We start from the raw sequence: 25044 nt of genomic DNA on the forward strand, positions 1-25044 counted from the left end.
TTTACAAATCCCTCGATTTTTGGCAGCAGTCAAAATCGAGGGGTTTTGATTCCGATCTGTTCACGGTCTGAATCTGTGACGTTCCGTGAATCTGAGGCTATTTTGCCCGCTGGAGGTTTGGCAGCGGCCTGGGCCCGTGACGGAGCTCTCTTCTTTTGAACGGGTCGGGCGCAGGAACCGGGCCGAAGGCTGGCTCAGCTTCCCAGCGCCGTCCGGATCTTGCCGGCGTTCTCGGCCAGCACCTCCGGCTTCTCCATCTGGCCGGAATGCGGCTTCAAGGGGACGCCCTCGAAGCGCGGGATGACGTGGACATGCAGATGGTAGACGGTTTGGCCGGAAGCCGGCTCGTTGAACTGCATGATGGTGACGCCATCGGCGTTGAAGGCCTTTTTCACCGCGACCGCAACCTTCTGCACGACGCCAAACAATGGTCCGAACGTTGCCGGATCGGCGTCGAGCATGTTGCGCGACGGCGCCTTGGGCACCACCAGCGTGTGCCCCGAGCCTTGCGGCATCACATCCATGAACGCGACGACCGCGTCGTCCTCATAGACGCGGTGCGAGGGAATCTCGCCGCGCAGGATTTTCGCGAAAATGTTGCCGGGATCATAGGCTTCGGCCATGGGGCACTCCCAATTGCATTCGCCGTCCGGTGTAGCGAAGCCGCGGGTGGGCGGCAAGGCGCTCGGGCGATATCCATGATCCGGTAACGCACGCCCTCTACTGCATGAGCGCCGGCATTTGCCGGAAGCCACTGACCGTGAGAGCTTATTCCCCCAGATCCTTGCGGAAGGGCGTGTGCTCTCCGAGATATTCGCCCATGCGCTCGACCTCGCGGCGCTCGCGCCTGAGATAGTCGGCGACGGCGTTGCGCAAGCCGGGATGCGAAATGTAGTGCGCCGAATGCATGGTCACCGGCCGGTAGCCGCGCGCCAGCTTGTGCTCGCCCTGCGCGCCTGCCTCCACCACCTTCAGCTTGCGCTCGATGGCAAAGTCGATGGCCTGGTGATAGCAGACCTCGAAATGCAGGAAGGGGTGATCCTCGATGCAGCCCCAGTTGCGGCCGTAGAGCGCGTCGGAACCGATGAAGTTGATTGCGCCGGCAATGTAGCGGCCATTGCGCTTGGCCATCACCAGAAGAATATCGTCGGCCATGCGCTCGCCGATCAGCGAGAAGAACTGCCGATTGAGATAGGGCCGGCCCCATTTGCGGCCGCCGGTATCCATGTAGAAGGCGAAGAAGTCGTCCCAGGCGGTTTCGGTGATCTCCTTGCCGGTCAGCCAATCGATAGAGATGCCGTCGGCAAGCGCCTCGCGGCGCTCCTTCTTCATCGCCTTGCGCTTGCGTGAGGCAAGCGTGGCGAGGAAGTCGTCATAGGTCGAAAAGCCTTCGTTGAAGAAATGGAACTGCTGGTCGGTGCGATGCAGGAACCCCGCCGCCTCCAGCGTCGCGACATCGGGCTCGTTTGCGAAGGTGACATGCGCAGAAGAGACGCCGAGCTTGTCGGTCACGAGTTTCAACCCCTCCGCCAGGCCGGCCTTCACGGCGCCTGCGTCCTCGCCTTTGCTGACCAGCAGGCGAGGGCCGGTGACCGGCGTGAACGGCACCGAGCATTGCAGCTTTGGGTAATAGCGGCCTCCGGCGCGCTCGAAGGCGTCCGACCAGCCATGGTCGAAGACATATTCGCCCTGACTGTGCGATTTGAGATAGCAAGGAACAGCGCCGAGAAGCCTGCCTTGCGCCGTTTCCAGCCGCAGGTGATGGCCCTGCCAGCCGGTGCGCCGGACGGCGCAGCCGGAATCTTCCAGGGCGCTCAGAAAGGCGAATGAAACCAGCGGGTTGTAGCCGCTTTCTTTATCACTGCGCGTGGTCCCGGCAAAGGCGTCCCATTCCTCGCAGGTGAACGCGCCGATGCCTGCCGCGACGCGGATCGCATATTCCGCGTTCGCTGCCCGTCCATCGTCGTCGTCGCCTTGATCCATGGGGCTTATTTAAGCGTCCTCAAGGTCGCTGCAAGTCACGTTTCGGGGCATTCCTCAGGCGACCTTCACCAGGTCTGGCTCGAAACCCTCGAAGGTCATCTGGTCGGCATATTTGAAGGTGAGGTCGACCGCCGGCTGGTCATGCACGGTCCAGGTGATGACAGGCATCTTCAGCTTTTCGCGCACGAAGCTGACAAAGGGGTTCGGCAGATCGCCGGCGGCGTAGGAGGTAAAGGCGAGGTCGTGCGCCAGCATGGCGAAATGCGCCTCGATCAGCTGGTTCTCCGTGCCGTAAGCGGTCAGCCCGCCAGGGATGCCCGGCGCGTCCTTGGCGAAGTCGCGGATCAGCCAGTGATCGAACGACATGATCGCCACCTTGCCCTTGTAGCGCTTGAGCAGACGGCCGACGCTTGCCACCAGGCCCGCGTCGTGACCGGGAACGCCCTTCAGCTCGACCACCAGCGGCACCCGGCCGTCGATCAGGTCGAGCGCTTCCTGCAGTGTGGGCACATGGTCCTTGGTGCTCCCGATCTTGAGCGTCGCCAGCTCGGCCGCTGTGCGCTGCCAGACAAAGCCGTCCTGGCCGGTCAAGCGTTTCAGATCGCTGTCATGGATGATCACCGGGATGCCGTCGGACGAGATATGCACGTCGCATTCGATGGCATAGCCGCGCTCGGCCGCCGCGCCGAAGGCCGACAACGTGTTTTCCCAACGGGCCTTGTTCATGTCGTGGAAGCCGCGATGCGCGACAGGGCGGGCAATCAGCCAGGAGAGATCGGTCATGTTGGGCATCACTCGACTTCGAAGATCGCTTCGATCTCGACCGCGGCGTTGAGCGGCAGCGAGGCGGTGCCGACGGCGGAGCGGGCGTGCTTGCCGCGCTCGCCCAGCGCCGCGACCAGGAAGTCGGAGGCGCCGTTGGCGACAAGATGCTGCTCGACGAAATCAGGTGCCGAAGCGACGAAGACAGTGATCTTGACCAGACGCCGGATCTTCTCGAGATCGCCGAGGGCTGCCTTGGCCTGCGCCAGGATGTTGATGGCGCAGAATTTGGCGCCTTCCTTGCCTCCCGCCGTGTCGATGTCGCGGCCGAGCAGCCCGCTTGCCTGCAGCTTGCCGTCCTTCAGCGGCAGCTGGCCGGCGGTGAAGAGCGTGTTGCCGGTGCGGCAATAGGGCACGTAGTTGGCGGCGGGCGCGGCGGCTGCCGGGATGGTGACGCCCAGATCGCTTAGCCGCTTTTCGATTGTTTCGCTCATTGGTTTTCCCTATTGCTGGAAGACGCCGCGTTGGCCGGGCCGAAATTGCTATTTTTGCCTCGCTTCCGCCACGACTTTTTTTAAGCTGGACCATCTTTCCCTGCGGCCTGTCTCGCGGCCGCGACGATCGGAGCAACGTATGCGCGCAACGCGCCTTTTTCTTGCCGCTGCCTGTCTTTCTGCGGTGTTCCCAATGGCGCCGGCCTTTGCGGTGCCCGCGCTGCAGGCGCATCGCGCCGTCTACGATCTGACGCTCAACAAGGCCTCCGACCGTTCGGGCATCACGGGCATCACCGGCCGCATGGTCTATGAGTTCAACGGCTCTGCTTGCGAGGGCTACACGGTCAAGTTTCGCTTCGTCACCCAGATCGTCACCAACGACAACACCAGGCTTACCGACCAGCAGACGACGACTTTCGAGGATGCCGAAGGCAAGACCTTTTCCTTCGTGACGAAATCCTTCGTCGACCAGAACCTCGACAAAGAAGTGAAGGGGGTGGCCACGAGGGAACCGAAGGGCCTCAAGGTCGATATCGACAAGCCCGAGAAAAGTAGCCTCGAGCTTGCGGCCACGCAATTCCCGACCCAGCATCTGGTCGAGTTGATCGGCAAGGCCGAAAAGGGCGAGAATTTCTACCAGACAAATCTGTTCGATGGCTCCGAGGACGCCAACAAGGTGATGAGCACCACCGTCATCGTCGGCAAGAAGACCGAATCCGACAAGACGGATCCGGAAGCGCCGGCGCTGGCCAAGCTGGCCTCGGACAAATACTGGCCGGTCGACATCGCCTATTTCGACGATACCGACAAAAGCGGCGAAGAGGTGCCGGAATACCGGATTAGCTTCAAGCTGCACGAGAACGGCATCACCCGCGACCTCGTCATGGACTATGGCGACTTCTCGATGACCGGCAAGCTGGTGAACCTGTCGCTATTCGACCAGACCAAGCCTTGCCCGGCGTCGAAATAGCATCGGACTCACGCAGGCAATACTGGCTCACGTCGTAGCGGGACACACACAAAATAGGCGTCGCGTGCAGGCGGTGCACCTCTTCATCTCAGCTGCGCCGAGCTGCGTCGGCTGGAATGATCTCAAGCCCGCGGGAAACATCCAGTATTGCGGCTGCTTGTGCCCCCGCTCATCACTTGCGCGTGAGCGCTGGTAACGCCCAGCGCGGCCCTTGCGAAAGAACCGGTGTGCCGGCCATTCGCGCCCCCTCTTTCCCTCGGAGTTTCATCATGTTCGCAATCTCACGGGCGAAATTCGCCAAATTCGCTGTCGCGGCCGCCCTCGCATGGGCCGCGTCTTCAATCGCCAGCGCGCAGGGCAACCAAACCGTTAGAGCTCACAATGTCGTTCTGGTGCACGGCGCCTGGGCCGATGGTTCGAGCTGGAGCGAGGTCATCGCAAGGCTGCAGGCTGCGGGCCTGCACGTGACGGCGGTGCAGAATCCGTTGACCACGCTGAGTGACTCTGTCGCTGAAACCCGCCGTGTCGTGGCGCAGCAGGATGGGCCAACGCTGCTCGTCGCCCATTCCTGGGGCGGCACGGTCATCAGCCAGGTCGGCACCGATCCCAAGGTGACCGGCCTCGTCTATATCGCGGCCCGCGCACCTGACGCGAACGAGGACTTCGTCGCGCTGTCGGCAAAGTTTCCCACCGGCCCAGTGCGCGCGGGTGTGCAAACCCGCGACGGTTTCACGACGTTGTCGGAAGATGCCTTCCTCAAGCACTTCGCCAACGGCGTGCCGCATGCGCAGGCCGAGGTGCTCTATGCCGAGCAGCAACCGACCGCAGCCACCTTGTTTGCCGGCCGCACCACCGAGGCCGCATGGCGTGCAAAGCCGTCCTGGTACGCGGTGTCGAAGCATGATGAGACCATCAATCCTGATCTCGAGCGTTTCCTCGCCGCGCGCATGAGGGCGATCACCGTGGAACTTGACGCTGGCCATCTTTCATTGGTGTCACACGCGAAGGAGGTCGCCGATCTCATCATCGCCGCCGCACGTGGCGACGGGCAGGGGTGAGGCGATAATCAGCTTGCATGCGATTGCGTTGCCTCCCCCTCCCAACAAAAGCAACAAAAGGGGGGAGAGGTGCAGCGTACTGAGGCCCGCGGGCGGCTGGGCTTGCGCGCTCGGCGTCGGCACGCCATGTATCGGCATCAGCAAGTGCGGCGAGCCTGATGGCGGTCTATGTCGATGCGGCGATCTGGAAGTGGGCCGGCCATCGCTGGTGCCATCTGCTCGCCGACAATACGGACGAATTGCACCGCTTCGCCACCGAGCTCGGGCTCAAGCTTTCCTCCTATCAAGGACCGCCAAAGACCTCGGCACCACATTACGACATCACCGGCTTCGAGCGCGACCGCGCGGTTCGGCTCGGCGCCGTCGAATGCAGCCGCGAGGAAATCGTCGCGATCTTTCGCCGCGTCAGGGTGCCGAACGGCAAGCTAAAACGCTGAGATTTGGGCCGATCGCCGCAGGTCTGGGCGTTTTCTGGCCTTCGCCTTGCGTTTATCGGACTTCCCCTCTATATGCGCGCTCATTCCACACACGGACTTTGGTGTCTGCCGGGAGAAATCCGGCTGAAACCTCCGGTGGCATCAGGACATCCTGTCCGAAATGCCTGTGTCCGTGGAGGCCAACCGGAAAGGAACTAAAGAATGGCTCTGCCAGATTTCAGCATGCGCCAGCTTTTGGAAGCTGGTGCTCACTTCGGCCACCAGACTCATCGCTGGAACCCGAAGATGGCGCCCTACATCTATGGCGCCCGCAACAACATCCACATCATCGACCTGTCGCAGACGGTCCCGCTGCTGCACCAGGCGTTGAAGCAGGTGTCCGACACCGTCGCCAAGGGCGGCCGCGTGCTGTTCGTCGGCACCAAGCGCCAGGCCTCCGACATCGTTGCCGACGCCGCGCAGCGCTCGGCCCAGTATTATGTCAACTCGCGCTGGCTGGGCGGCATGCTCACCAACTGGAAGACGATCTCGAACTCGATCCAGCGCCTGCGCAAGCTCGACGAGACGCTGGCCGGCGAGGCCCAGGGCCTCACCAAGAAGGAGCGCCTGAACCTCGACCGCGAGCGCGAGAAGCTCAACAAGGCTCTCGGCGGCATCAAGGACATGGGCTCGACGCCGGACCTGATGTTCGTCATCGACACCAACAAGGAAGCGATCGCCATCCTCGAGGCCAAGCGTCTCGGCATCCCGGTGGTGGCCATCATCGATTCGAACTGCGACCCGGACAAGATCGACTTCCCGATCCCCGGCAATGACGACGCGGCCCGCGCCATCCAGCTCTATTGCGACCTGATCGCCAAGGCTGCCATCGACGGCATCGCCCGCCAGCAGGGCGCGCTCGGCGTCGATATCGGTGCTTCGGCCGAGGCTCCGGTCGAGCCGGCGCTCGACGCTCCGGCCAGCGAAGCTCCGGAAGCTTGATATTGAAGGCGGGGACCCGGGCTTCATCTTTCCAATAAGTTGGCGCGCTAAAGCGCTTTTGCCGAGCGCATCACCCGAGTCCCGGTTGGTGCGTCGGCGCATTTGAGACAAAGAGGCGACAATGACGATTTCGGCTGCACAGGTCAAAGAACTCCGCGACTTGACGGGCGCGGGCATGATGGACTGCAAGGCGGCGTTGAACGAGACCAACGGCGACATGGAAGCGGCCGTCGACTGGCTGCGCAAGAAGGGTATCTCGAAGGCCGACAAGAAGGCCGGACGCACCGCCGCCGAGGGCCTGATCGGCGTCGATTCCGGCGTGCGTGAAGCCGCTGTCGTCGAAGTCAATTCCGAGACCGACTTCGTCGCCCGCAACGCGGCCTTCCAGGAGATCGTCGCCAACGTCGCCAAGGTCGCGCTGGCCTATGGCACGACGGAGGCCGTGGCTGCTGCCAAGTATCCGGGCTCCGACAAGTCGGTCACCGACACCATCAAGGACGCGGTCGGCACCATCGGCGAGAATATGGGTTTCCGCCGCTCGGCGAAGCTCACCGTGCCGCATGGCGCGGTGGCGACCTATGTCCACAATGCGGTTGCGGACGGCCTCGGCAAGCTCGGTGTCCTGGTCGCGATCGAGACGACCGGCAACGAGCATGCGGCCAACGCCTTTGCCCGCCAGGTCGCGATGCATGTCGCTGCCAGCAACCCGGTCGCGCTTTCCGCGGAGGAAGTCGACCCGGCGCTGGTCGAGCGCGAGAAGGCGATCTTCTCCGACCAGGCGCGCCAGTCGGGCAAGCCGGAAGCCATCATCGAGAAGATGGTCGAGGGCCGCCTGCGCAAGTTCTACGAAGAGGTCGTGCTCTTGAAGCAGGCCTTCGTGCTCAATCCTGACATCACCGTCGAGAAGGCGCTGAAGGATGCCGAGAAGGAGATCGGCGCTCCGGCGAAGATCACGGCCTATCTGCGTTACGCGCTGGGCGAAGGCATCGAGAAGGAAACGACCGATTTCGCGGCGGAAGTCGCGGCCGCGGTCAAGAAATAGCTCTGATCTGAGGGAGCGCATCGCGTTTCCCTGAAGGTGAAGAGCTCACGAGCTCAGGCAACTCGGCCGGGTGTCCGCATGGATGTCCGGCCGATTTCTTGCGCGGTGTCGATAAAGGCCCTGAGCTTCGGCGCCATGGACGCGCGGCGCGGGAAATAAAGGAAGAGGCCGGGCTCGTCGATCGCCGTCTGCGGCAGCATCTGGGCGAGGCGGCCGGCGGCAAGGTCGGCGCGCACCAGCGGCTCGAACACATAGGCGAGCCCGACGCCGGCCAGCGCCAGGTCGATGGCGCCGAGCGAATCCGTGACCACGGCCGTGCCGTGCGTTTCGACGACGACGTCCTTACCTTTGTCGTTCAGATCCCAGCGGTAAAGCGCGCCGGATCGAACCAGCCGGTAGCCGATGCAGTTGTGATTGGCGAGATCGGCCACGTCGCGCGGACGGCCGTGCTTGCCGACATAGGCGGGCGAGGCCACGATCACGGCTTTGAACGGCGGCGTCATCCTGACAGTGACCATGTCCTGCGCGATCATCTCGCCCAGCCGGATGCCGGCGTCAAAACCTTCGCCGACGATATCAATGAGTCCCTGGTCGGCGACGATCTCGACCGTCACATCGGGATAGCGTTCGGCCATCGCCGCGGCCACCGGCGTCATCGCCAGGGGAATCGCGATGTTGGAGGCGTTGATCCTGAGCAGGCCGGCCGGCCTGCCCTTCACGCCGCGGATGCGGTCCATTCGCTCGGCAATGTCCTGCAGGGCAGGGGCCGCCGTCTCCACCAGCGCCTTGCCGGCCTCGGTCAGGGAGACGCTGCGTGTCGTGCGGGCGAAGAGCGGCTGGCCGATGCGCTCTTCCACAAGCCGCACCGCATGGCTGACGGCAGATGGGCTCATGCCGAGTTCAGCTGCGGCAAGCGCGAAGCCGCCGCGTCGCGCGACGGCGACGATGACCGGCAAATGTGTGAGCAGATCGCGATCCATTCATGAATGATATCGCACAGTCTTTGCGAAAAATGCAATCTTATCGATCCCGGCAGGCTGGTCCACATTCTCCTCGAAACATCGGCGGCGGGCTGATGCAAGGAGAGACGAAATGAATGCGTTGAGACATGTAACCTTTGCCGCAGGCATGGCGCTGGCGCCGGTCGATGCGGGCGGCGCCGAACCGGCCGGCTGGCAGGCCTTTGCCGATGAGCGCGCGGTGATCCGCATCGCCGACGCCATCGACCGCGCTGTGGATGCGCAGGACTGGAAGCTGGCGCGCAGCTATTTTGCCGACCGTGTCACCGCCGATTTCAGCAGCCTGTCCGGACAGCCCGCGGCCAACATCTCAACCGACGACCTGATCGGCGCCTGGGCGGGCAACCTCAAGGGCAGCAAGACCAGCCTGCATCTGCGCACCAACCATCAGGTCGGGCTCGAACAGGATACAGCGACCGTCCGCTCCAACGGCTATGCCTGGAACCGGATGGAAGGCAATGGCGACCCGCTCTGGGAGGTCTGGGGGACCTATGAGCACCATTTGACGCGCTCGGCTGCCGGCTGGAAGGTCGATGGCTTCACCTTCCGCATGACGCATGAGCGCGGCAACCCCTGGGTCAAGGCGACGCCTGGCCAGTGACCCGCAGCACATCAGTTCAGAATCGGAAGACCACCATGACCATGACCTATTACACGCTTGGCAACAGCGGGCTGCGCGTCAGCCGGCTGGCGCTCGGCACCATGACCTTCGGCACCGAATGGGGCTGGGGCGCGGAAAGGGACACCGCCCGCGCGATGTTCGACGCCTATGTCGATGCGGGCGGCAACTTCTTCGACACGGCCGATCTCTATACCGGCGGCACAGCCGAGACCTGGCTCGGCGAATTCGTCGCCGAGCGTGGCTTGCGCGACAAGGCAGTGATCGCCACCAAATTCACCTTCAACTCGGAACCGGGTAACCCCAATGCCGGCGGCAATGGCCGCAAGAACATCATGCGCGCTGTCGACGCCTCGCTGAAGCGGCTCGGTACCGACTATATCGACCTTTACCTTCTGCATGTCTGGGATCGCATCACTCCGGCCGAGGAGGTGCTGCGCACGCTTGACGATCTTGTACGCGCCGGCAAGGTGCGCCATATCGGCCTCTCCGACGTGCCGGCCTGGTATGCCGGCCGCGCCCAGGCGATCGCCGAATTGCGCGGCTACGAGCCGGTCTCGGCGCTGCAGCTCGAATACTCGCTGGCCGAGCGCGCCATCGAATATGAATATGTGCCTTTCGCCGCCTGTCATGGCGCGGGCATCATGGTGTGGAGCCCTTTGGCCAGCGGGCTGCTCAGCGGCAAATACAGGCCGACGCAAGCCGGGAATGCCGGGCGGCTCGATGGTTTCCGCAACACAACGCATCCCGGTTTCCAGAAGTTCAGCGACCGCAACTGGGCGATCGTGGCGGAGCTCGAGAAGGTGGCGGCAGAGCTTGGCCGCAGCATGGCGCAGGTCGCGCTCAACTGGGTGGCAACGCAGCCCGGCATCGCCTCCGTCATCCTCGGAGCGACCAAGCTCAACCAGCTCGAGGACAATCTTGGCGCGCTTGATTTCTCTATCCCCGCCGAGCTCCGCGCGCGGCTGGAAAAGGTCAGCGCCACGCCGGCGCCGTTCCCGCATTCCTATTTCGGCTCCGAGATCCAGGTCCGGGTGACCGGCGGCGCGGTCACCGGCGACAAGCCGGCCGGCTATTCGCCTCCGGTCATCATCGAAGGCGAGGCGGTCAGCATTTCAAGCGACTCATTGAAAAAGGGCAGCTGATCAAAAGGCGGCAACAGACCGAAAAAGCCTGGGATTTTGCACGAGGGCGCGGCGTGACATCGCCGCGCCCTTCGTGTATCCGGTCAGCCAGTCACGACAGCATCGCCAGGTGAAGCGGGGGCGGTTTTGCCTCCAAAATTGCCGCGCCGAGATTTCGAGGATTGAGATGACGGATAAGCCCCTCTATCGACGTGTCGTGCTGAAGGCTTCCGGCGAAGCGTTGATGGGCGAGCAGCATTTCGGCATCGACGTCTCGGTGGTCGACCGCATAGCCGCCGACATCGCCGAGGCCCGTGCGCTGGGCGTCGAAGTAGGTGTCGTCATCGGCGGCGGCAACATCTTCCGCGGCGTCGCCGTGGCCTCGAAGGGCGGCGACCGCGTCACCGGCGATCACATGGGCATGCTCGCCACCGTCATCAACTCGCTGGCGCTGCGCACCTCGCTGAACAAGATCGGCGTCGACGCCGTCGTGCTGTCGGCGATCGCAATGCCGGAGCTTTGCGAGAGTTTTTCGCAGCGCCAGGCGACCGCCTATATGAACCAGGGCAAGGTGGTCATCTTCGCCGGCGGCACCGGCAATCCGTTCTTCACCACCGATTCGGCCGCGGCCCTTCGCGCCGCCGAGATCGGCGCCGACGCGCTGTTCAAGGGCACGCAGGTCGACGGGGTCTATTCGGCCGACCCCAAGAAGGACCCGAATGCGGTCCGCTTCGACCGCATCAGCCACGCCGAAGTCATCAAACGCGGGCTCGCGATCATGGATACGGCAGCGATTGCACTTGCGCGCGAAAACAACATTCCGATAATCGTCTATTCGATCCACGAAAAAGGTGGTTTCGGCGATATTCTGAGGGGCGGCGGCCATTGCACGGTCGTCACCGACAAGTAACAGGCGCCGGGATCCGCTAAGCGAAAGCGGAACCGGGAGCCGAATAACGATAGAAACAGTGAACCCGGCGAACGGGTCGAGGAGATGATCATGAGTGGCGAGTATGAAGACCTGAAGCGACGCATGGACGGGGCGATCGCCGCCTTCAAGCATGATCTGGCCTCGCTGCGCACCGGGCGCGCCTCCAGCAACCTGCTCGACGCCGTCCAGGTGCAGGCCTACGGCACGGCGATGCCGATCAACCAGGTCGCCAACGTGTCCGTGCCGGAGCCGCGCATGATTTCGGTGTCGGTCTGGGACAAGTCGATGGTCAGCGCGGTCGACCGCGCCATCCGCGAAGCCAATCTCGGCTTCAACCCGATCGTCGACGGCACCACATTGAGGATCCCGCTGCCAGAACTCAACGAGCAGCGCCGCAAGGAGCTGGTCAAGATCTCGCATGGTTACGCCGAGAATGCGCGCGTCGCGGTTCGCCATGTCCGCCGCGACGGCATGGACTTCCTCAAGAAGGCCGAGAAGGACGGCACCATAAGCGAGGACGATCAGCGCAAGCGCTCCGACCAGGTGCAAAAGCTGACCGACGAAATGATCAGCACCATCGATCACCTGCTTTCCGATAAGGAAGCTGAAATCATGCAGGTTTAGGGTCGGGTTTTCCGGCTCGAAAGCGAGACTATGGCAACGCCCGCGCATGTCGCGATCATCATGGATGGAAACGGACGCTGGGCCAAGGCGCGCGGTCTGCCGCGCCTTGCCGGCCACCGGGCGGGCGTCGAAGCCCTGCGCAAGACCGTTCGCGCGGCGCCCGAGCTCGGCATCTCCTACCTAACTGTCTACGCCTTTTCCTCGGAGAACTGGTCGCGGCCGAAATCCGAGGTCAGCGACCTCATGGGTCTGTTGAAGCTGTTCATCCGGCGCGATCTTGCCGAACTGCATCAGAATGGTGTGCGGGTAAGGATAATTGGCGACAGGCAAGGGCTGCAGCCCGACATCAGAGGCCTGCTGCAGGAGGCGGAATCGCTGACCGCGGGCAACGAGTCGCTGACGCTCATCATAGCCTTCAACTATGGCGGCCGCGACGAGATCGTGCGCACGGCCCGCAAGCTCGCGGATGCCGTCGCACGCGGCGACATGGCGAGCGATGCGATCACAGCGGAGAGCTTTGCCGCTTCGCTCGATACCCAGGGCATTCCTGACCCTGAGCTGGTGATCCGGACGAGCGGCGAGCTCAGGCTGTCGAATTTCCTTTTGTGGCAGGCGGCCTATAGCGAGCTTGTCTTCCTGCCTTGCTACTGGCCGGACTTCAGCCGCGAGCATCTGGCCGACTCCTTGCGCGACTTTGCCGGCCGCGAACGTCGCTTCGGCGGGCTTGCCGCCCGCGACGTCGCGCTTTAGGCGCCGCCGCCAATGAGCAACCTCCAGCAGCGCGTTATCTCGGCAATCGTGATGGCGGCGCTGACGCTTGTGCTCACCTGGCTGGGCGGATTGCCGTTCCGGCTGTTCTGCGCGGGAATCACGGCGCTGATTTTCTATGAATGGACGCACATGGCGCGTCCCGGGAATGGCGCGGCGCTCGGCCTTCTGCCGGAAGCGCTGATTCTGGTTTTCATCGGCGCGCTGATTGCCGGAGTGCCGGCCTTGTGGCTGTTGCTGCTGGTCGCGATGCTGGTAGCGGTCGCAGCCGTCGCTGCCCGCATCAGGGAGGCGGCGCATTGGGAAGCCTCCGGGGTGGCTTATGCGGCTCTTTCCAGCTTTTCGCTCGCCTATCTCCGTGACGATAACCATTCCGGCCTGATGGCGATTCTCTTCCTGTTCGCCGTGGTTTGGGCGACCGACATTGCGGCCTATTTCGTTGGCCGCGCGGTCGGCGGCCCGAAACTTGCGCCGTCGATATCGCCCGGCAAGACGCAGAGCGGCGCGGTGGGAGGCGCGGTCGGTGGCCTTGTCGCCGGACTGCTGCTGGCAATTGCAGCGGGCGCCGGCAACCTCGTCCAACTCGGCCTGGCGGCGCTGGCGCTGTCGATCGTTTCCCAGGTGGGCGACCTTTTCGAATCCTGGGTCAAGCGCCGGCACGGTGCCAAGGATTCCAGCAATCTCATTCCCGGCCATGGCGGCGTTATGGACAGGGTCGACGGGCTTGTCGCGGCCGCGTTCGCGCTGTACGTCATTGGTTGGGTCTCGGCGGGCGCCGAGCATCCGGCACTGGGGCTGTTTCCGAACTGAACCACGCTACGGTCAAGGCGAAAAACTGCGCGCGCCACGGTTTCGCCCGGATTGATGCCACAGTCGCGGCGGAGTGTCGCGTGCGGGCGAATTTGAGGGCATGAGTTGAACGACATTTTTCACGCGGTCTTCAGCACGCAAGGCTTCGTCCTTGGCACGCTCGTGCCGTTTCTGTTCGTGCTGACCGTGGTCGTGTTCGTTCACGAGATGGGCCACTATCTCGTCGGCCGCTGGTGCGGCATCGGCGTGAAGGCCTTTTCCATCGGTTTCGGCCCCGAGCTCGTCGGCTTTAATGATCGCCACGGGACGCGCTGGAAGCTTTGCGCCATCCCGCTTGGCGGCTACGTCAAATTCGTCGGCGACATGAATGCGACCTCGAGCCAGCCGAGCGCTGAGGAGATCGAATCGCTGACCGATGCCGAGCGTGAGGTCGCCTTCCATACGCAGCCCATCTGGAAGCGGGCCGCGACCGTCGTTGCGGGACCGCTGTTCAATTTCCTGCTGACGATCGCTGTGTTTACGGTGCTGTTTTCCCTCTATGGCCGGCCGGTTCTGGAACCTACGGTGGCCCAGGTCACTGCCGGCAGTCCGGCGGAGAAAGCCGGAATCCTGCCTGGCGACCGATTCGCCAAAGTCGACGGCAGCAAGGTGGAGACCTTCGCCGATGTGCAGCGCCTCGTTTCAGGCAGGGCAGGCGATGCCATCACCTTCACCATGCTGCGCGACGGCAAGGAAATCACATTGACGGCGACGCCGGAGCCCATGGAGCAGCAGGATGCGCTGGGCAACAAGGTCAAGGTCGCCGTTATCGGCGTCGTCAATAATGCCGAGTTCGGCCAGCCACGCCTGATCTCCTATACGCCTGCCGGCGCCGTGGTGGCGGCAGTCGAGGAAACGGGACATGTGATCGAGCGCACCGGGCAGTTCCTGCAGCGCTTTGCGCTTGGACGGGAGGACAAATGCCAGTTGGGCGGCCCGATCAAGATCGCGAAGATGTCGGGCCAGGCAGCAAAGCTCGGCTTCGAGTGGCTAGTGCAGCTTGTTGCATTTCTGTCAGTCGGGATAGGATTTCTCAATCTCCTGCCGATTCCCCCTCTCGACGGCGGCCACCTGTTGTTCTACGGCGTGGAGGCCGTCATAAGGCGGCCCGTTTCGGAGCGAATGATGGAGATGGCCTATCGGACCGGGCTGTTCCTGGTGCTCGGTTTCATGGGCTTCGTTTTTTGGAACGATCTGTTTGGGTGCTGAAATCATGAAGAAATTTGGCTTCAGCGCCGGCCATATTGAGATGCCGTTTACCATGCGTGGGGATATGCGTGACGCGAATGCCACGCGGTACGGTTAAGTAAATACAAATTAACCGGGAGCCTTGCGTGTAGGGAAAATCCGGTTAATACGGTAAGGGAAAATACCGCACGTCCGGTTTTCTCGCCGTGGGGACTACGAGAAAAAGGTACAAAAGCCCGATGAAGGCAGCATCCAAGTTTCTGAGCGCCGCTTCCGCGGCGGCTTTGTCCGCCGCTCTGGTCGTGCCAGGCGCGCTCGCAGTGCAGTTCGCTGCCACCTCGGTGGCCGAGGCCGCGGTCATTTCGCGTGTCGAGGTCAGCGGGAATCAACGGGTCGATGCGGAGACCATCCGCAATTACATCTCGATCAAGCCGGGCAAGCCCTTTTCCAGCTCCGATATCGACGAGGCCGTCAAGGCGCTGTTCGGCACCGGGCTGTTCTCGGACGTCCGGATCAACCAGGTCGGCTCGAGCCTGGTGGTCAAGGTTTCCGAATATAAGGTCGTCAACCAGGTCCTGTTCCAGGGCAACAAGAAGCTGAAGGACAACGCGCTTCAGGCCGCTATCCAGCTGAAGCCGCGCGCGACCTTCTCGCAGCAGGCGCTCGACGCCGATGTGGAGGCGGTGAAGGCCGCCTACAAGCGCATCGGCCGCGACGACGCCGCGGTGACGACGCAGATCATGGATCTCGGCGACAACCGCGTGAACGTGGTCTTCAACATCAACGAAGGCGGCCGCACGCAGATCGCAGCGATCAACTTCGTCGGCAACCACGCTTATTCCAGCCGCCGCTTGTCTGACGTCATCAACACGAAGCGCTCGTCCTGGCTGTCCTTCGTGCTGCGCGACGACGTCTATGACGAGGACAAGCTGCGCGCCGACCAGGAGCTGCTGCGCCGCTTCTACTACAACCACGGCTATGCCGACTTCCAGGTCGTCTCGGCCGTCGGCGAGCTTGACGACGCCACCAACAAATACACGGTGACCATCACCGTGCAGGAAGGCGACCGCTACACGTTCGGCGACGTCAGCGTGGAAAGCACCATTCCCGAAGTCGATTCGAAGGCGCTGCAATCGGTCGTCGAAACCCACAAGGGCGACGTCTACAACGCCAAGAAGGTCGAGGACTCGATCGTCGCCTTGACCGAGAAGGTCGCGGGCTCGGGCTATGCCTTCGCCCAGGTGACGCCGCGCGGCGACCGCAATTTCGAAAACCACACCATTTCGGTCGTCTACACCATCGACCAGGGCACCAAGGCCTATGTCGAGCGCATCGAAATCCGCGGCAACGACCGCACGCGCGACTATGTCATCCGTCGCGAATTCGATGTCAGCGAAGGCGACGCCTTCAACCAGGTGCTCATCCAGCGCGCGAAGAAGCGGCTGGAAAACCTTGATTACTTTCAGTCCGTCGACATTTCGACCGTTCCGGGCTCGGCCCCTGACCAGGTCGTGCTGGTGGTCACTGTGGTCGAGAAGTCGACCGGCGAATTCTCCGTTGGCGCCGGCTATTCGACCGGTGGCGACACGCCCGGACCGTCGATCGAAGGCTCGATCACCGAGCGCAACTTCCTCGGACGTGGTCAGTACATCAAGCTATCGGCCGGCGGCGGCAAGCATTCGCGCGACTTCGCTGTTTCCTTCACCGAGCCGTACTTCCTTGGCCGGCGCATCGCGGCGGGCTTCGATATCTACAAGTCGACCCGCAATTACAATCACTACGACACGGACACCACCGGCGCGACCGTTCGGTTCGGCCTGCCGATTACCGACAGCATTTCGACGCAGCTGGCGTACAATATCTCGCAAGAGAAGTACTCGCTTGCGGACAATTGCACGACCAACGGGATCTACGATCCAACCAAGTGCACCATCTCCCAGGCGATTCGCGATGGTGTGGCAGAAAGCCCTTGGCTCAAGTCGTCGGTCAGCCTTGGTCTGGTTTACAACACCATCGACGACATGAAGAATCCGCATGAAGGCCTTTATGTCACCGGTACGACGGAGTTCGCCGGTTTGGGCGGCGATGCCAAGTGGGTCAAGGTGACCGGGCGCGCAAGCGTCTACCAGACGTTGTCCGAGCAGCTTGACCTCGTAGGTCTGGTTTCGGGCGGCGCGGGCTACATTGCTGGTTACGGCAATGGCGATCTGCGTATCTTCGATCTCTTCCAGAGCAATGACCGCATGATCCGTGGCTTTGAGTATGGCGGCATTGGTCCGGTCGCTGGTGATGGCAGCGGTGACCATCTCGGCGGCACGACTTATTTCAATGCCTCCGCGGAAGCTCAGTTCCCGCTCCCGGTCATTCCGGAAAGCTTCGGACTGCGCGGTGCCGTCTTTGCGGATGCGGCGACGCTTTATGGCAACAAGCTTGAGGGCGTCAATCCGGACTCGGTCGGCATGAAGCTCCGCGCCTCGGTCGGTGTCGGCTTGATGTGGGCCTCCCCGTTCGGGCCGATCCGCATCGACTATGCGATCCCGGTCAAGAAAGAGTCGACCGACAAAACGCAGGAATTCAACTTCGGTATTGCGACCCGCTTCTAATTCGAGGTCGCGATGTTTCCGGGTCGTCTGACGGCCCGGACTGGACTGATCCGACCCAGCTGGATATTGCTTCTGGAATGACCGATCCGGTGTTCTTCGCGCCTTCACGCCGGTATACGGCTGCCGAGGTCGCGAATCTGACCGGCGCCAGCCTGTTTGATACCGCTCAGGCTGAAATTGCCATCGAGGGGCTGGCTCCCGCCAATGAGGGCGGGGACGGCGCGCTCGTCTTTGTCGACGGCAAACGCAATTTCGTGCTGATGCAGTCGCTGAGGGCCGCTGCGGTCCTGTGTCCCGCCGATTTTGCCAGCAAGGCGCCGCCAGGGATCGCGGTGCTTATGCATCCGCGTCCGCAACAGGCCTTCGCGATGGTCGGGCGCCTTTTGTTTCCGCAGGCCGCAACTCCGGCCCCAATGACGGGAGAAACCGGCATCTCGGCGCATGCCTTTGTCGATCCGTCCGCCCATATCGAGGAAGGGGCGATCGTCGAGGCGGGCGCCGTGATCGGTCCGGGCGTGTCGATCGGCAGAGGCACGGTCATTGCACCTCACGCCGTTGTTGGCCGCTCCTGCCAGATCGGCCGCGACGGGTTCATCGGTCCAGGCGCCAGCATCCAATATGCGCTTGTCGGCAATCGTGTCATCATCCACGGCGGCGCAAGGATCGGCCAGGACGGATTCGGCTTCGTGGGCGGCCCCAAGGGACCTGAACGCGTGCCGCAGATCGGCCGCGTCATCATCCAGGACGACGTCGAGATCGGCTCCAATTCGACCGTCGATCGCGGCGCGATGTCCGATACTATCATCGGCCAAGGCACCAAGATCGACAATCTGGTGCAGATCGCCCACAATGTTCGCATCGGCCGCAATTGCATTATAGCGGGGCTTTCGGGTATTTCCGGTTCCGTCGTCGTCGGCGACAACGTCACCATGGGTGGCGGTGTCGGCCTCGCCGATCATTTGACCATCGGGCCGGGGGCCAAGCTTGCTGCGAGAAGTGGATTCATGAACAACGTGCCGGCAGGCGAGATCTGGGGAGGCTATCCGGCACAGCCGATGGCGGAAGCCATGCGCGAGATAGCGATGCTGCGCAAGATGGCGAGGACGCGCAAGCAAGGCGACGGAAATGGCTGATATGGTGGCAACGACACTCGAGGCGGTCGACATCATGGGGCTGATGAAGCTCCTGCCGCATCGTTATCCGTTCCTGCTTATCGACCGCATCGTCGATATCGACGGCGACGTATCTGCGGTCGGCATCAAGAACGTGACCATCAACGAGCCGCATTTCCAGGGTCACTTTCCGCAGCAGCCGGTCATGCCCGGCGTGCTGATCATCGAGGCCATGGCCCAGACCGCCGGCGCGATCTGCATTCGCAGCCTCAACACCGAGAAGCCCTCGCTGGTTTATTTCTTAACCATCGACAATGCGAAGTTCCGCAAACCGGTGGTTCCGGGCGATCAGCTCAGGATCCACGTCAAGAAGATCAAGAAGCGCGGCAACCTGCTGAAATTCGCCTGCGAGGCGATGGTTGACGGGGCAAAAGCCGCCGAAGCCGAGGTTTCGGCCATGATGGTCACCGGCTGACGGTTCGAAATGCTCATGAAAGTCGAGACATCCATCCATCCTTCCTCGGTCGTCGAAGAAGGAGCCCGGCTCGGCAAAGGTGTCCGCATCGGACCCTTCTGCCATATCAGCGCCCACGCAATCATCGGCGACCGCGTCGAGCTGGTCAGCCATGTGTCGGTGATGGGCGCAACAACCATCGGAGCCGAAACAAAGGTCTATCCGATGGCGACGCTCGGCGCGCCGCCGCAGAACACCAAGCACAAGGGCGGACGCACCACCCTGGTCGTCGGTGAGAACTGCACCATCCGCGAAGGCGTCACGATGCATGTCGGCACCGATTCCAGCCGCGGCGAGACGAGCGTCGGCGACAACGGCAATTTCCTTGCCTATGCCCACATCGCCCATGACTGCGTCGTCGGTAAGAACGCGACCTTCGCCAATGGCGCGACGCTCGGCGGCCATTGCGAGATAGGCGACAACGTCTACATCGGCGGTCTGACCGCCGTTCACCAGTTCGTGCGCATTGGCGACAACGCCTTTATCGGCGGCTGCTCTGCGGTTGTCGGCGATATCATTCCCTATGCGATCGCCGCCGGCAATCGCGCCAAGCTGCGCGGCCTGAACATCATCGGGCTCAAGCGCTCCGGCCTGCCGCGCTCGGAAATCTACCTGCTGCGCAAGGTTTATCGGTCGATTTTCGACCGCTCCCGCAGCGTCGCGGAGAATATCGGTCTCGCCAGGGCGGAATTCGGCTCCTCGTCTCCTGCCGCCACGAAGATGATCGACTTCATCGCCAGCGGCGGCAAGCGGCACTATGCGGTCCCGCCGCTGAAAGGTGGCGGCGACGATGACAGCGGCGATGACGAGGTCTGAGCGCGCCGGATCAGGGTTCCAACTCGCGCCGGGCTCGAAGGTCGGCATCATTGCCGGCGGTGGCAGCCTGCCTGTCGAAGTCGCCGACGGCTTGGTGAAGCACGGTTTTGCGCCTTTCATCGTCATCGCCGCCGGTGAGGTCGACCGAGAGGCCGACTTTTCGGCCTACGATCAGGAAAAACTTGCGCTGGAGGACATCGGGCTGCTGTTTCCGTTGCTGAGGCGCCAGGGCATCACCCACCTCGTCCTTGCCGGCGAGATCAAACGCAGGCCGCGGTTGAGCAAGATAAGGCCGACACTTGGTCTGCTGGCGATAATACCCTCTGTGGTCAGAGCTTTGCGACGCGGTGACGATGGCTTGCTGAAGATATTGACCCGAGCCCTTGAAACGCGGGGCGTCAAGGTCGTCGGTGCGCACGAGGTCGTTCCGGAACTGACGGCTGGCGAAGGCACATTGACGGCGACCGGACCAAACCAGTCCGACTGGCGCGACATCGAGGCCGCCCGCAAGGCGGCCAAGGCCATCGGCGCGCTCGATATCGGCCAGGCAGCGATTGCGATTGGAGGTCGAGCCGTCGCCCTCGAAGGCATTGAAGGCACTGCCGGCCTGCTCGACAGAATGCGCGAATTGCGCGGTCATGGCAGGCTGGCCGGCAAGGCGCGCGGCGTGCTGGTCAAATGCGCCAAGCCGGGTCAGGAATTGCGGGCCGACTTGCCCACCATTGGCCCACAGACGGTCGAGGCCGCTCATGCCGCGGGCCTCGCCGGCATTGCCGTCGAGGCTGGCCGTTCGCTTATCCTTGAAGGCCCGACCACGCTTGCTCGCGCGAACGCCTTTGGCCTTTTCATCGTCGGCCTGCCCGCGACGGAGCCGGCCAAACGGGGAGCCGGCTGATGGCCGCTGACAAGCCGATCAAGCTCGCGATCGTCGCCGGCGAGGAGTCCGGCGACCTGCTCGGCGCAGATATCGTGCGGGCGCTCGAGCGTACGACCGGCCGCAAGGTTCAGCTTGTCGGCATCGGCGGCCGGCATCTGCAGCAGCTGGGACTGACGCCGTTGTTCGATGGCGGAGAGATCGCGCTGATGGGTTTCAGCGCGGTGCTGCGCGACCTGCCGCGGCTGATGCGCCGCATCAGCCAGACTGCCGCGATGATCGCGGCCGAGCGGCCTGATTGCCTCGTCACTATCGATAGTCCCGACTTTTCGCTGCGCGTGGCGAAGAAGGTCCGCGCTACGGCGCCGGCCATCCCGATCGTCCACTATGTCTGCCCGAGCGTGTGGGCCTGGCGGCCGGGCAGGGCGGCGGCGATGAAACCCTATGTCGACCATATCCTCTGCATCCTGCCGTTCGAGGTGAAGGCGCTTGCCCGTCTTGGCGGGCCACCGGGTACTTATGTCGGTCACCGGCTAACCCGGGATCCGGGTGTGCTTGGCGCCGCCAAGGCGCAGAGCCTGCCGCGCGACCTCTCCGACGACCGCGTCAAGACGCTGTTGGTGCTGCCGGGCTCGCGCCGCGGCGAAGTCCGCCGGCTGATGGAACCCTTCGGCAAGGCGATGTCGGCGCTGCGCCACCGCGGCCATCGCCTGCGCCTGCTGTTGCCGACAGTGCCGCATGTCACTGAGCTGGTGAAGGCTTCGGTCGCCAGTTGGGACGACAAGCCGGAAATCATCACCGAGCCGGAGCGCAAATGGCAGGCCTTCGGCAAGGCCGATGCGGCATTGATCGCGTCTGGAACGGTGTCGCTCGAACTGTCGCTTGCCGGCGTTCCGATGGTTTCCTGCTATAAGCTTGACCCGATTGCGCGCCAGCTGCTGCAGCATATGGTGACGACATGGTCGGCGCTGCTGCCCAACCTGATTGCAGACCGCACGCTGGTTCCGGAATTCTACGATCAGTATGTCCGGCCGGAGAACCTTGCCCGGCAACTTGAGGCCCTGTTTGCCGACACCGGCATGCGCGCCTGGCAAAAGGCGGGCTTTGCAGAAGTCGCCCGGCGCATGGCGACCGAGCGGCCCTCCGGCGAGATCGCCGCGGAAGTGGTGATGGGATGCATAAAGAGAGCGAATAGGGAGTAGCGAATAGCGAGTGGGGCTGTGTCGGTTCGCCCTTCTTCCTATTCGCTAATCGCTATTTCTCTCAGTTACCTTTTCGCAATCGGCACGTAATCGCGTTCCGTGGCGCCCGTGTAGAGTTGGCGCGGGCGGCCGATCTTCTGGTGCGGATCCTCGATCATTTCCTTCCACTGCGCGATCCAGCCGACGGTGCGCGCGACCGCGAACAGCACGGTGAACATCGTGGTGGGGAAGCCGAGCGCCTTCAGCGTGATGCCGGAATAGAAATCGACGTTCGGATAGAGCTTCTTGGCGATGAAGTATTCATCGGTCAGCGCGATCTTCTCCAGCTCCATCGCGATGTCGAGCAACGGATCGTCCTTGATGCCGAGCTCGCCCAATACCTCATGCGCGGTCTTCTGCATTATCTTGGCGCGCGGATCGTAGTTCTTGTAGACGCGATGGCCGAAGCCCATCAGCCGGAACGGATCGTTCTTGTCCTTGGCGCGGGCAATGAACTCCGGAATGTGATCGACATGACCGATCTCGCCCAGCATGTTCAGCGCCGCCTCGTTGGCGCCGCCATGCGCCGGACCCCACAGGCAGGCGATGCCGGCGGCAATACAGGCAAACGGATTGGCGCCGGATGAGCCGGCGAGGCGAACCGTCGAGGTCGAGGCGTTCTGCTCGTGGTCGGCGTGGAGGATGAAGATGCGCTCCATGGCGCGCGCCAGAACCGGATTGATCTTGTACTCCTCGCACGGCACCGCAAAGCACATGTGTAGGAAATTCGCCGCGAAGCCGAGGTCGTTCTTCGGATAAATGAAGGGCTGGCCGATATAGTATTTGTAGGCCATCGCGGCGATGGTCGGCATCTTGGCGATCAGGCGCATCGAGGCGACCATGCGCTGATACGGGTCCGAGATGTCGGTCGAGTCGTGATAGAAGGCCGACAGCGCGCCGACCACGCCGCACATGACGGCCATCGGGTGTGCGTCGCGGCGGAAGCCGGTGAAGAAGCGCGACATCTGCTCGTGCACCATGGTGTGGCGCGTCACGCGATAGTCGAAATCCTCCTTCTGCGCCTTGGTCGGGAGCTCACCGTAGAGCAGGAGGTAGCAGACTTCGAGAAAGTCGCCATGCTCGGCAAGCTGGTCGATCGGATAGCCGCGATGCAGCAGGATGCCGGCATCGCCGTCGATGAAGGTGATCGCCGACTCGCAGCTTGCGGTGGAGGTGAAGCCGGGGTCGTAAGTGAAGGCGCCGGTGGTGCTGTAGAGCGCGCCGATGTCGATGACATCAGGCCCGGTCGACCCGCTTCGCACCTTGAATTCATGGGTCTTGCCGGCGAGTTCGAGCCTGGCGGTCGACTCGTGCGCCTTGCTGCCCGGTTCCAGTTTTGTCGCAGCTTCGCTCATTCTCAAGCTCCCTTTGTATCCTCATGCCGGCAAGGCAATTCCTGCAAACGACACGTCGAAGTCACCGGAATGCGCGAACTCGCCACCGCATTTTAGGAGGTGCGTGCCAGATTGGGCCAAGGCCTAATGTTGCACTGCGAAACACACCTTTCAATGCCAATCTTCTTGGGCCAGTTCGCGCCTAATCGATTTGATCTCCAATGCGCGCCAGGCTTTCCTGGCGGCCCAGCACGGCCAGCACGTCGAACACGCCGGGCGAGGTGCTACGGCCGGTCAGTGCGGCTCTAAGCGGCTGGGCCACCGCGCCAAGCTTGTATCCGCCAGCCAGCGCGAACTCGCGGATCGAAGCCTCCGCCGAGGCGGCGCTCCAGTCACCCGACATGGAAGACAAGGCGCCATGCGCGCCGCGCAAAATCGCGCGCGCATCCGTGCTGAGCAAGCCTGCCGCCTTCTCGTCCAGCGACAGCGGACGCTCGACAAACAGGAAAGCCGCGCCGTCGACCAGCTCCACCAGGGTCTTCGCCCGCTCCTTGAGGCCGGGCATGGCGGCAAGCAACTGCGCCTTGCGCTTATCATCGAGCTTTGCGGCAAGGGCCGGGCCGCCTTCGAGATAGGGCAAGGTGGCGACGAAGATGTCGAACAGCGCCTGGTCATCCATCCTGCGCATATGGACGCCGTTCAGAGCCTCGAGCTTGGCAAAGTCGAAGCGGGCAGCGCCCTTGTTGACGTCGCCGATGTCGAACCAGGCGATCATGTCCTTGATCGACATCACCTCGTCGTCGCCATGGCTCCAGCCGAGCCGCGCCAGATAGTTGAGCAAAGCCTCCGGCAGATAGCCCATGGCGCGATAGGCCTCGACGCCGAGTGCGCCATGCCGCTTCGACAGCTTGGCGCCGTCGGCGCCGTGGATCAGGGGGATATGCGACATCGACGGCACCGCCCAGCCCATGGCGTTGTAGATCACCGTCTGGCGCGCTGCGTTGGTCAGATGATCGTCGCCGCGGATGATGTGGGTGACGCCCATATCGTGGTCGTCGACTACGACGGCATGCATGTAGGTGGGGTTACCGTCCGAGCGCAGGATTATGAAGTCGTCGAGATCCTTGTTGGGAAAGCGCACCTCGCCCTGCACGCGGTCATGCACGATCGTCTCTCCCTCGGTCGGCGCCTTGATGCGGATCGCGCCTTTGACACCTGCCGGTGCCTCGGATGGATCGCGGTCGCGCCACTGGCCGTTGTAACGCGGCGGCAGGCCCTTGGCTCTAGCTGCCTCGCGCATCGCCTCCAGCTCCGCGGGTGTCTCATAGCTGTAATAGGCCTTGCCCAGGCGCACCAGCTCCTCGGCCACCTCGCGATGGCGCGGGGCGCGCTCGAATTGGGAGACGGCGTCGCCATCCCAGGAAAGGCCAAGCCAGGTCAATCCGTCGAGAATGGCGGCCGTGGCGGCTTCGGTGGAGCGCTCGCGATCGGTGTCCTCGATACGCAGCAGCATCGTGCCGCCGGTGTGCTTGGCATAGAGCCAGTTGAACAGCGCCGTGCGCGCCCCGCCAATATGCAGGTAGCCTGTGGGCGAGGGGGCAAAACGGGTGACAACCTTGTCGGACATGGAGCTCTCGAAGAAGCGCTGAAAGGGGCATATCACGCGCGGGCTTTCGCGCAGTCGGCGTTCATGTACCATAG

General features: G+C 63.0%; 25 protein-coding genes. 18 read left to right on the top strand and 7 right to left on the bottom strand.

What is annotated here, in order from left to right; translation table 11 throughout:
• Positions 1 to 194: 194 nt before the first annotated feature.
• The 4 genes from P9272_RS30085 to P9272_RS30100 form a co-directional block, all read right to left on the bottom strand.
• The gene (locus P9272_RS30085) at positions 195 to 623 is read right to left on the bottom strand and encodes an HIT domain-containing protein (RefSeq protein WP_278163476.1); all 429 of its coding nucleotides are present in this window, start codon (positions 621 to 623) and stop codon (positions 195 to 197) included.
• Between the two features lie 145 nt (positions 624 to 768).
• Positions 769 to 1983: a GNAT family N-acetyltransferase gene (locus P9272_RS30090; protein WP_278163478.1), complete on the bottom strand. Its 1215-nt coding sequence runs from the start codon at positions 1981 to 1983 to the stop codon at positions 769 to 771.
• A 54-nt stretch (positions 1984 to 2037) separates the two neighbouring features.
• The gene (locus tag P9272_RS30095) at positions 2038 to 2766 is read right to left on the bottom strand and encodes a glycerophosphodiester phosphodiesterase (protein ID WP_278163540.1); all 729 of its coding nucleotides are present in this window, start codon (positions 2764 to 2766) and stop codon (positions 2038 to 2040) included.
• 8 nt (positions 2767 to 2774) lie between these two features.
• Entirely contained in the window at positions 2775 to 3239 is a 465-nt protein-coding gene (locus tag P9272_RS30100) for a RidA family protein (protein ID WP_112129300.1), read from the bottom strand.
• A gap of 139 nt (positions 3240 to 3378) precedes the next feature.
• Here P9272_RS30100 and P9272_RS30105 point away from each other — a divergent pair, with 139 nt between their 5' ends.
• The 5 genes from P9272_RS30105 to tsf all read left to right on the top strand — a co-directional run bounded on the left by P9272_RS30105 (position 3379) and on the right by tsf (position 7727).
• Positions 3379 to 4209 (top strand): cell envelope integrity EipB family protein, encoded by an 831-nt coding sequence (locus P9272_RS30105; protein ID WP_278163482.1) that lies wholly within the window; start codon positions 3379 to 3381, stop codon positions 4207 to 4209.
• Positions 4210 to 4478: 269 nt separating this feature from the next.
• On the top strand, positions 4479 to 5267 hold the full coding sequence (locus tag P9272_RS30110; RefSeq protein ID WP_278163484.1) for an alpha/beta hydrolase: 789 nt from the start codon (positions 4479 to 4481) through the stop codon (positions 5265 to 5267).
• 158 nt (positions 5268 to 5425) lie between these two features.
• Positions 5426 to 5704: a DUF4031 domain-containing protein gene (locus P9272_RS30115; protein ID WP_128259115.1), complete on the top strand. Its 279-nt coding sequence runs from the start codon at positions 5426 to 5428 to the stop codon at positions 5702 to 5704.
• Between the two features lie 201 nt (positions 5705 to 5905).
• The gene (gene rpsB / locus P9272_RS30120; protein WP_128259114.1) at positions 5906 to 6685 is read left to right on the top strand and encodes a 30S ribosomal protein S2; all 780 of its coding nucleotides are present in this window, start codon (positions 5906 to 5908) and stop codon (positions 6683 to 6685) included.
• A gap of 121 nt (positions 6686 to 6806) precedes the next feature.
• Positions 6807 to 7727: a translation elongation factor Ts gene (tsf, locus tag P9272_RS30125; protein ID WP_127880023.1), complete on the top strand. Its 921-nt coding sequence runs from the start codon at positions 6807 to 6809 to the stop codon at positions 7725 to 7727.
• Between the two features lie 53 nt (positions 7728 to 7780).
• Here the strand turns inward: tsf and P9272_RS30130 are convergent, their stop codons facing one another.
• Positions 7781 to 8707, bottom strand: coding sequence for a LysR family transcriptional regulator (locus tag P9272_RS30130; protein ID WP_278163488.1), 927 nt, complete (start codon positions 8705 to 8707; stop codon positions 7781 to 7783).
• Positions 8708 to 8819: 112 nt separating this feature from the next.
• On the opposite strand from P9272_RS30130, the gene P9272_RS30135 reads away from it, so the two are divergent.
• The 13 genes from P9272_RS30135 to lpxB all read left to right on the top strand — a co-directional run bounded on the left by P9272_RS30135 (position 8820) and on the right by lpxB (position 21970).
• Entirely contained in the window at positions 8820 to 9347 is a 528-nt protein-coding gene (locus P9272_RS30135) for a nuclear transport factor 2 family protein (protein WP_128259112.1), read from the top strand.
• Positions 9348 to 9382: 35 nt separating this feature from the next.
• Complete coding sequence (locus tag P9272_RS30140; protein ID WP_278163491.1) at positions 9383 to 10510, top strand: aldo/keto reductase; 1128 nt, start codon at positions 9383 to 9385, stop codon at positions 10508 to 10510.
• A 166-nt stretch (positions 10511 to 10676) separates the two neighbouring features.
• A complete protein-coding gene (gene pyrH / locus P9272_RS30145; RefSeq protein WP_042642552.1) occupies positions 10677 to 11399 on the top strand; it encodes a UMP kinase in 723 nt (240 codons plus the stop codon).
• 90 nt (positions 11400 to 11489) lie between these two features.
• Positions 11490 to 12044, top strand: a complete 555-nt coding sequence (frr, locus tag P9272_RS30150) for a ribosome recycling factor (protein WP_082037291.1) — start codon at positions 11490 to 11492, stop codon at positions 12042 to 12044.
• A gap of 30 nt (positions 12045 to 12074) precedes the next feature.
• The gene (locus tag P9272_RS30155; protein ID WP_128259110.1) at positions 12075 to 12794 is read left to right on the top strand and encodes an isoprenyl transferase; all 720 of its coding nucleotides are present in this window, start codon (positions 12075 to 12077) and stop codon (positions 12792 to 12794) included.
• 12 nt (positions 12795 to 12806) lie between these two features.
• Complete coding sequence (locus P9272_RS30160; RefSeq protein WP_278163494.1) at positions 12807 to 13622, top strand: phosphatidate cytidylyltransferase; 816 nt, start codon at positions 12807 to 12809, stop codon at positions 13620 to 13622.
• A gap of 105 nt (positions 13623 to 13727) precedes the next feature.
• Positions 13728 to 14870, top strand: a complete 1143-nt coding sequence (gene rseP, locus P9272_RS30165) for an RIP metalloprotease RseP (RefSeq protein WP_128259108.1) — start codon at positions 13728 to 13730, stop codon at positions 14868 to 14870.
• 218 nt (positions 14871 to 15088) lie between these two features.
• On the top strand, positions 15089 to 17452 hold the full coding sequence (bamA, locus tag P9272_RS30170) for an outer membrane protein assembly factor BamA (protein ID WP_278163496.1): 2364 nt from the start codon (positions 15089 to 15091) through the stop codon (positions 17450 to 17452).
• A gap of 77 nt (positions 17453 to 17529) precedes the next feature.
• Positions 17530 to 18585 carry a UDP-3-O-(3-hydroxymyristoyl)glucosamine N-acyltransferase gene (lpxD, locus tag P9272_RS30175; protein WP_278163498.1) on the top strand — a complete coding sequence of 352 codons (1056 nt, stop codon included), beginning with the start codon at positions 17530 to 17532 and terminating at the stop codon, positions 18583 to 18585.
• The gene (gene fabZ / locus P9272_RS30180) at positions 18578 to 19039 is read left to right on the top strand and encodes a 3-hydroxyacyl-ACP dehydratase FabZ (RefSeq protein ID WP_278163500.1); all 462 of its coding nucleotides are present in this window, start codon (positions 18578 to 18580) and stop codon (positions 19037 to 19039) included. The genes lpxD and fabZ overlap by 8 nt, the downstream gene beginning before the upstream one ends.
• Before the next feature lie 15 nt (positions 19040 to 19054).
• Positions 19055 to 19894, top strand: a complete 840-nt coding sequence (lpxA, locus tag P9272_RS30185; RefSeq protein ID WP_128259104.1) for an acyl-ACP--UDP-N-acetylglucosamine O-acyltransferase — start codon at positions 19055 to 19057, stop codon at positions 19892 to 19894.
• Entirely contained in the window at positions 19881 to 20789 is a 909-nt protein-coding gene (lpxI, locus tag P9272_RS30190; RefSeq protein ID WP_278163503.1) for a UDP-2,3-diacylglucosamine diphosphatase LpxI, read from the top strand. The genes lpxA and lpxI overlap by 14 nt, the downstream gene beginning before the upstream one ends.
• A complete protein-coding gene (lpxB, locus tag P9272_RS30195; RefSeq protein WP_278163505.1) occupies positions 20789 to 21970 on the top strand; it encodes a lipid-A-disaccharide synthase in 1182 nt (393 codons plus the stop codon). Before lpxI ends, lpxB begins: the two co-directional genes overlap by 1 nt.
• Before the next feature lie 65 nt (positions 21971 to 22035).
• Here the strand turns inward: lpxB and gltA are convergent, their stop codons facing one another.
• Together gltA and gltX are read right to left on the bottom strand one after the other, a co-directional pair.
• Positions 22036 to 23364, bottom strand: a complete 1329-nt coding sequence (gene gltA / locus P9272_RS30200) for a citrate synthase (protein ID WP_128259101.1) — start codon at positions 23362 to 23364, stop codon at positions 22036 to 22038.
• Positions 23365 to 23545: 181 nt separating this feature from the next.
• Positions 23546 to 24970 carry a glutamate--tRNA ligase gene (gltX, locus tag P9272_RS30205; protein ID WP_278163508.1) on the bottom strand — a complete coding sequence of 475 codons (1425 nt, stop codon included), beginning with the start codon at positions 24968 to 24970 and terminating at the stop codon, positions 23546 to 23548.
• Positions 24971 to 25044 lie beyond the last annotated feature (74 nt).

Origin of the sequence: Mesorhizobium sp. WSM4976, assembly GCF_029625685.1 — a bacterium.
In the GTDB taxonomy this organism is placed as follows: Bacteria; Pseudomonadota; Alphaproteobacteria; order Rhizobiales; family Rhizobiaceae; genus Mesorhizobium.

Excerpts from the sequence above, each read along its gene's own strand:
- P9272_RS30085 (WP_278163476.1), bottom strand. The coding sequence starts at position 623 with ATGGCCGAAGCCTATGATCCCGGCAACATTTTCGCGAAAATCCTGCGC.
- P9272_RS30090 (WP_278163478.1), bottom strand. The coding sequence starts at position 1,983 with ATGGATCAAGGCGACGACGACGATGGACGGGCAGCGAACGCGGAATAT.
- P9272_RS30095 (WP_278163540.1), bottom strand. The coding sequence starts at position 2,766 with ATGACCGATCTCTCCTGGCTGATTGCCCGCCCTGTCGCGCATCGCGGC.
- P9272_RS30100 (WP_112129300.1), bottom strand. The coding sequence starts at position 3,239 with ATGAGCGAAACAATCGAAAAGCGGCTAAGCGATCTGGGCGTCACCATC.
- P9272_RS30105 (WP_278163482.1), top strand. The coding sequence starts at position 3,379 with ATGCGCGCAACGCGCCTTTTTCTTGCCGCTGCCTGTCTTTCTGCGGTG.
- P9272_RS30110 (WP_278163484.1), top strand. The coding sequence starts at position 4,479 with ATGTTCGCAATCTCACGGGCGAAATTCGCCAAATTCGCTGTCGCGGCC.
- P9272_RS30115 (WP_128259115.1), top strand. The coding sequence starts at position 5,426 with ATGGCGGTCTATGTCGATGCGGCGATCTGGAAGTGGGCCGGCCATCGC.
- rpsB (WP_128259114.1), top strand. The coding sequence starts at position 5,906 with ATGGCTCTGCCAGATTTCAGCATGCGCCAGCTTTTGGAAGCTGGTGCT.
- tsf (WP_127880023.1), top strand. The coding sequence starts at position 6,807 with ATGACGATTTCGGCTGCACAGGTCAAAGAACTCCGCGACTTGACGGGC.
- P9272_RS30130 (WP_278163488.1), bottom strand. The coding sequence starts at position 8,707 with ATGGATCGCGATCTGCTCACACATTTGCCGGTCATCGTCGCCGTCGCG.
- P9272_RS30135 (WP_128259112.1), top strand. The coding sequence starts at position 8,820 with ATGAATGCGTTGAGACATGTAACCTTTGCCGCAGGCATGGCGCTGGCG.
- P9272_RS30140 (WP_278163491.1), top strand. The coding sequence starts at position 9,383 with ATGACCATGACCTATTACACGCTTGGCAACAGCGGGCTGCGCGTCAGC.
- pyrH (WP_042642552.1), top strand. The coding sequence starts at position 10,677 with ATGACGGATAAGCCCCTCTATCGACGTGTCGTGCTGAAGGCTTCCGGC.
- frr (WP_082037291.1), top strand. The coding sequence starts at position 11,490 with ATGAGTGGCGAGTATGAAGACCTGAAGCGACGCATGGACGGGGCGATC.
- P9272_RS30155 (WP_128259110.1), top strand. The coding sequence starts at position 12,075 with ATGGCAACGCCCGCGCATGTCGCGATCATCATGGATGGAAACGGACGC.
- P9272_RS30160 (WP_278163494.1), top strand. The coding sequence starts at position 12,807 with ATGAGCAACCTCCAGCAGCGCGTTATCTCGGCAATCGTGATGGCGGCG.
- bamA (WP_278163496.1), top strand. The coding sequence starts at position 15,089 with ATGAAGGCAGCATCCAAGTTTCTGAGCGCCGCTTCCGCGGCGGCTTTG.
- lpxD (WP_278163498.1), top strand. The coding sequence starts at position 17,530 with ATGACCGATCCGGTGTTCTTCGCGCCTTCACGCCGGTATACGGCTGCC.
- fabZ (WP_278163500.1), top strand. The coding sequence starts at position 18,578 with ATGGCTGATATGGTGGCAACGACACTCGAGGCGGTCGACATCATGGGG.
- lpxA (WP_128259104.1), top strand. The coding sequence starts at position 19,055 with ATGAAAGTCGAGACATCCATCCATCCTTCCTCGGTCGTCGAAGAAGGA.
- lpxI (WP_278163503.1), top strand. The coding sequence starts at position 19,881 with ATGACGAGGTCTGAGCGCGCCGGATCAGGGTTCCAACTCGCGCCGGGC.
- lpxB (WP_278163505.1), top strand. The coding sequence starts at position 20,789 with ATGGCCGCTGACAAGCCGATCAAGCTCGCGATCGTCGCCGGCGAGGAG.
- gltA (WP_128259101.1), bottom strand. The coding sequence starts at position 23,364 with ATGAGCGAAGCTGCGACAAAACTGGAACCGGGCAGCAAGGCGCACGAG.
- gltX (WP_278163508.1), bottom strand. The coding sequence starts at position 24,970 with ATGTCCGACAAGGTTGTCACCCGTTTTGCCCCCTCGCCCACAGGCTAC.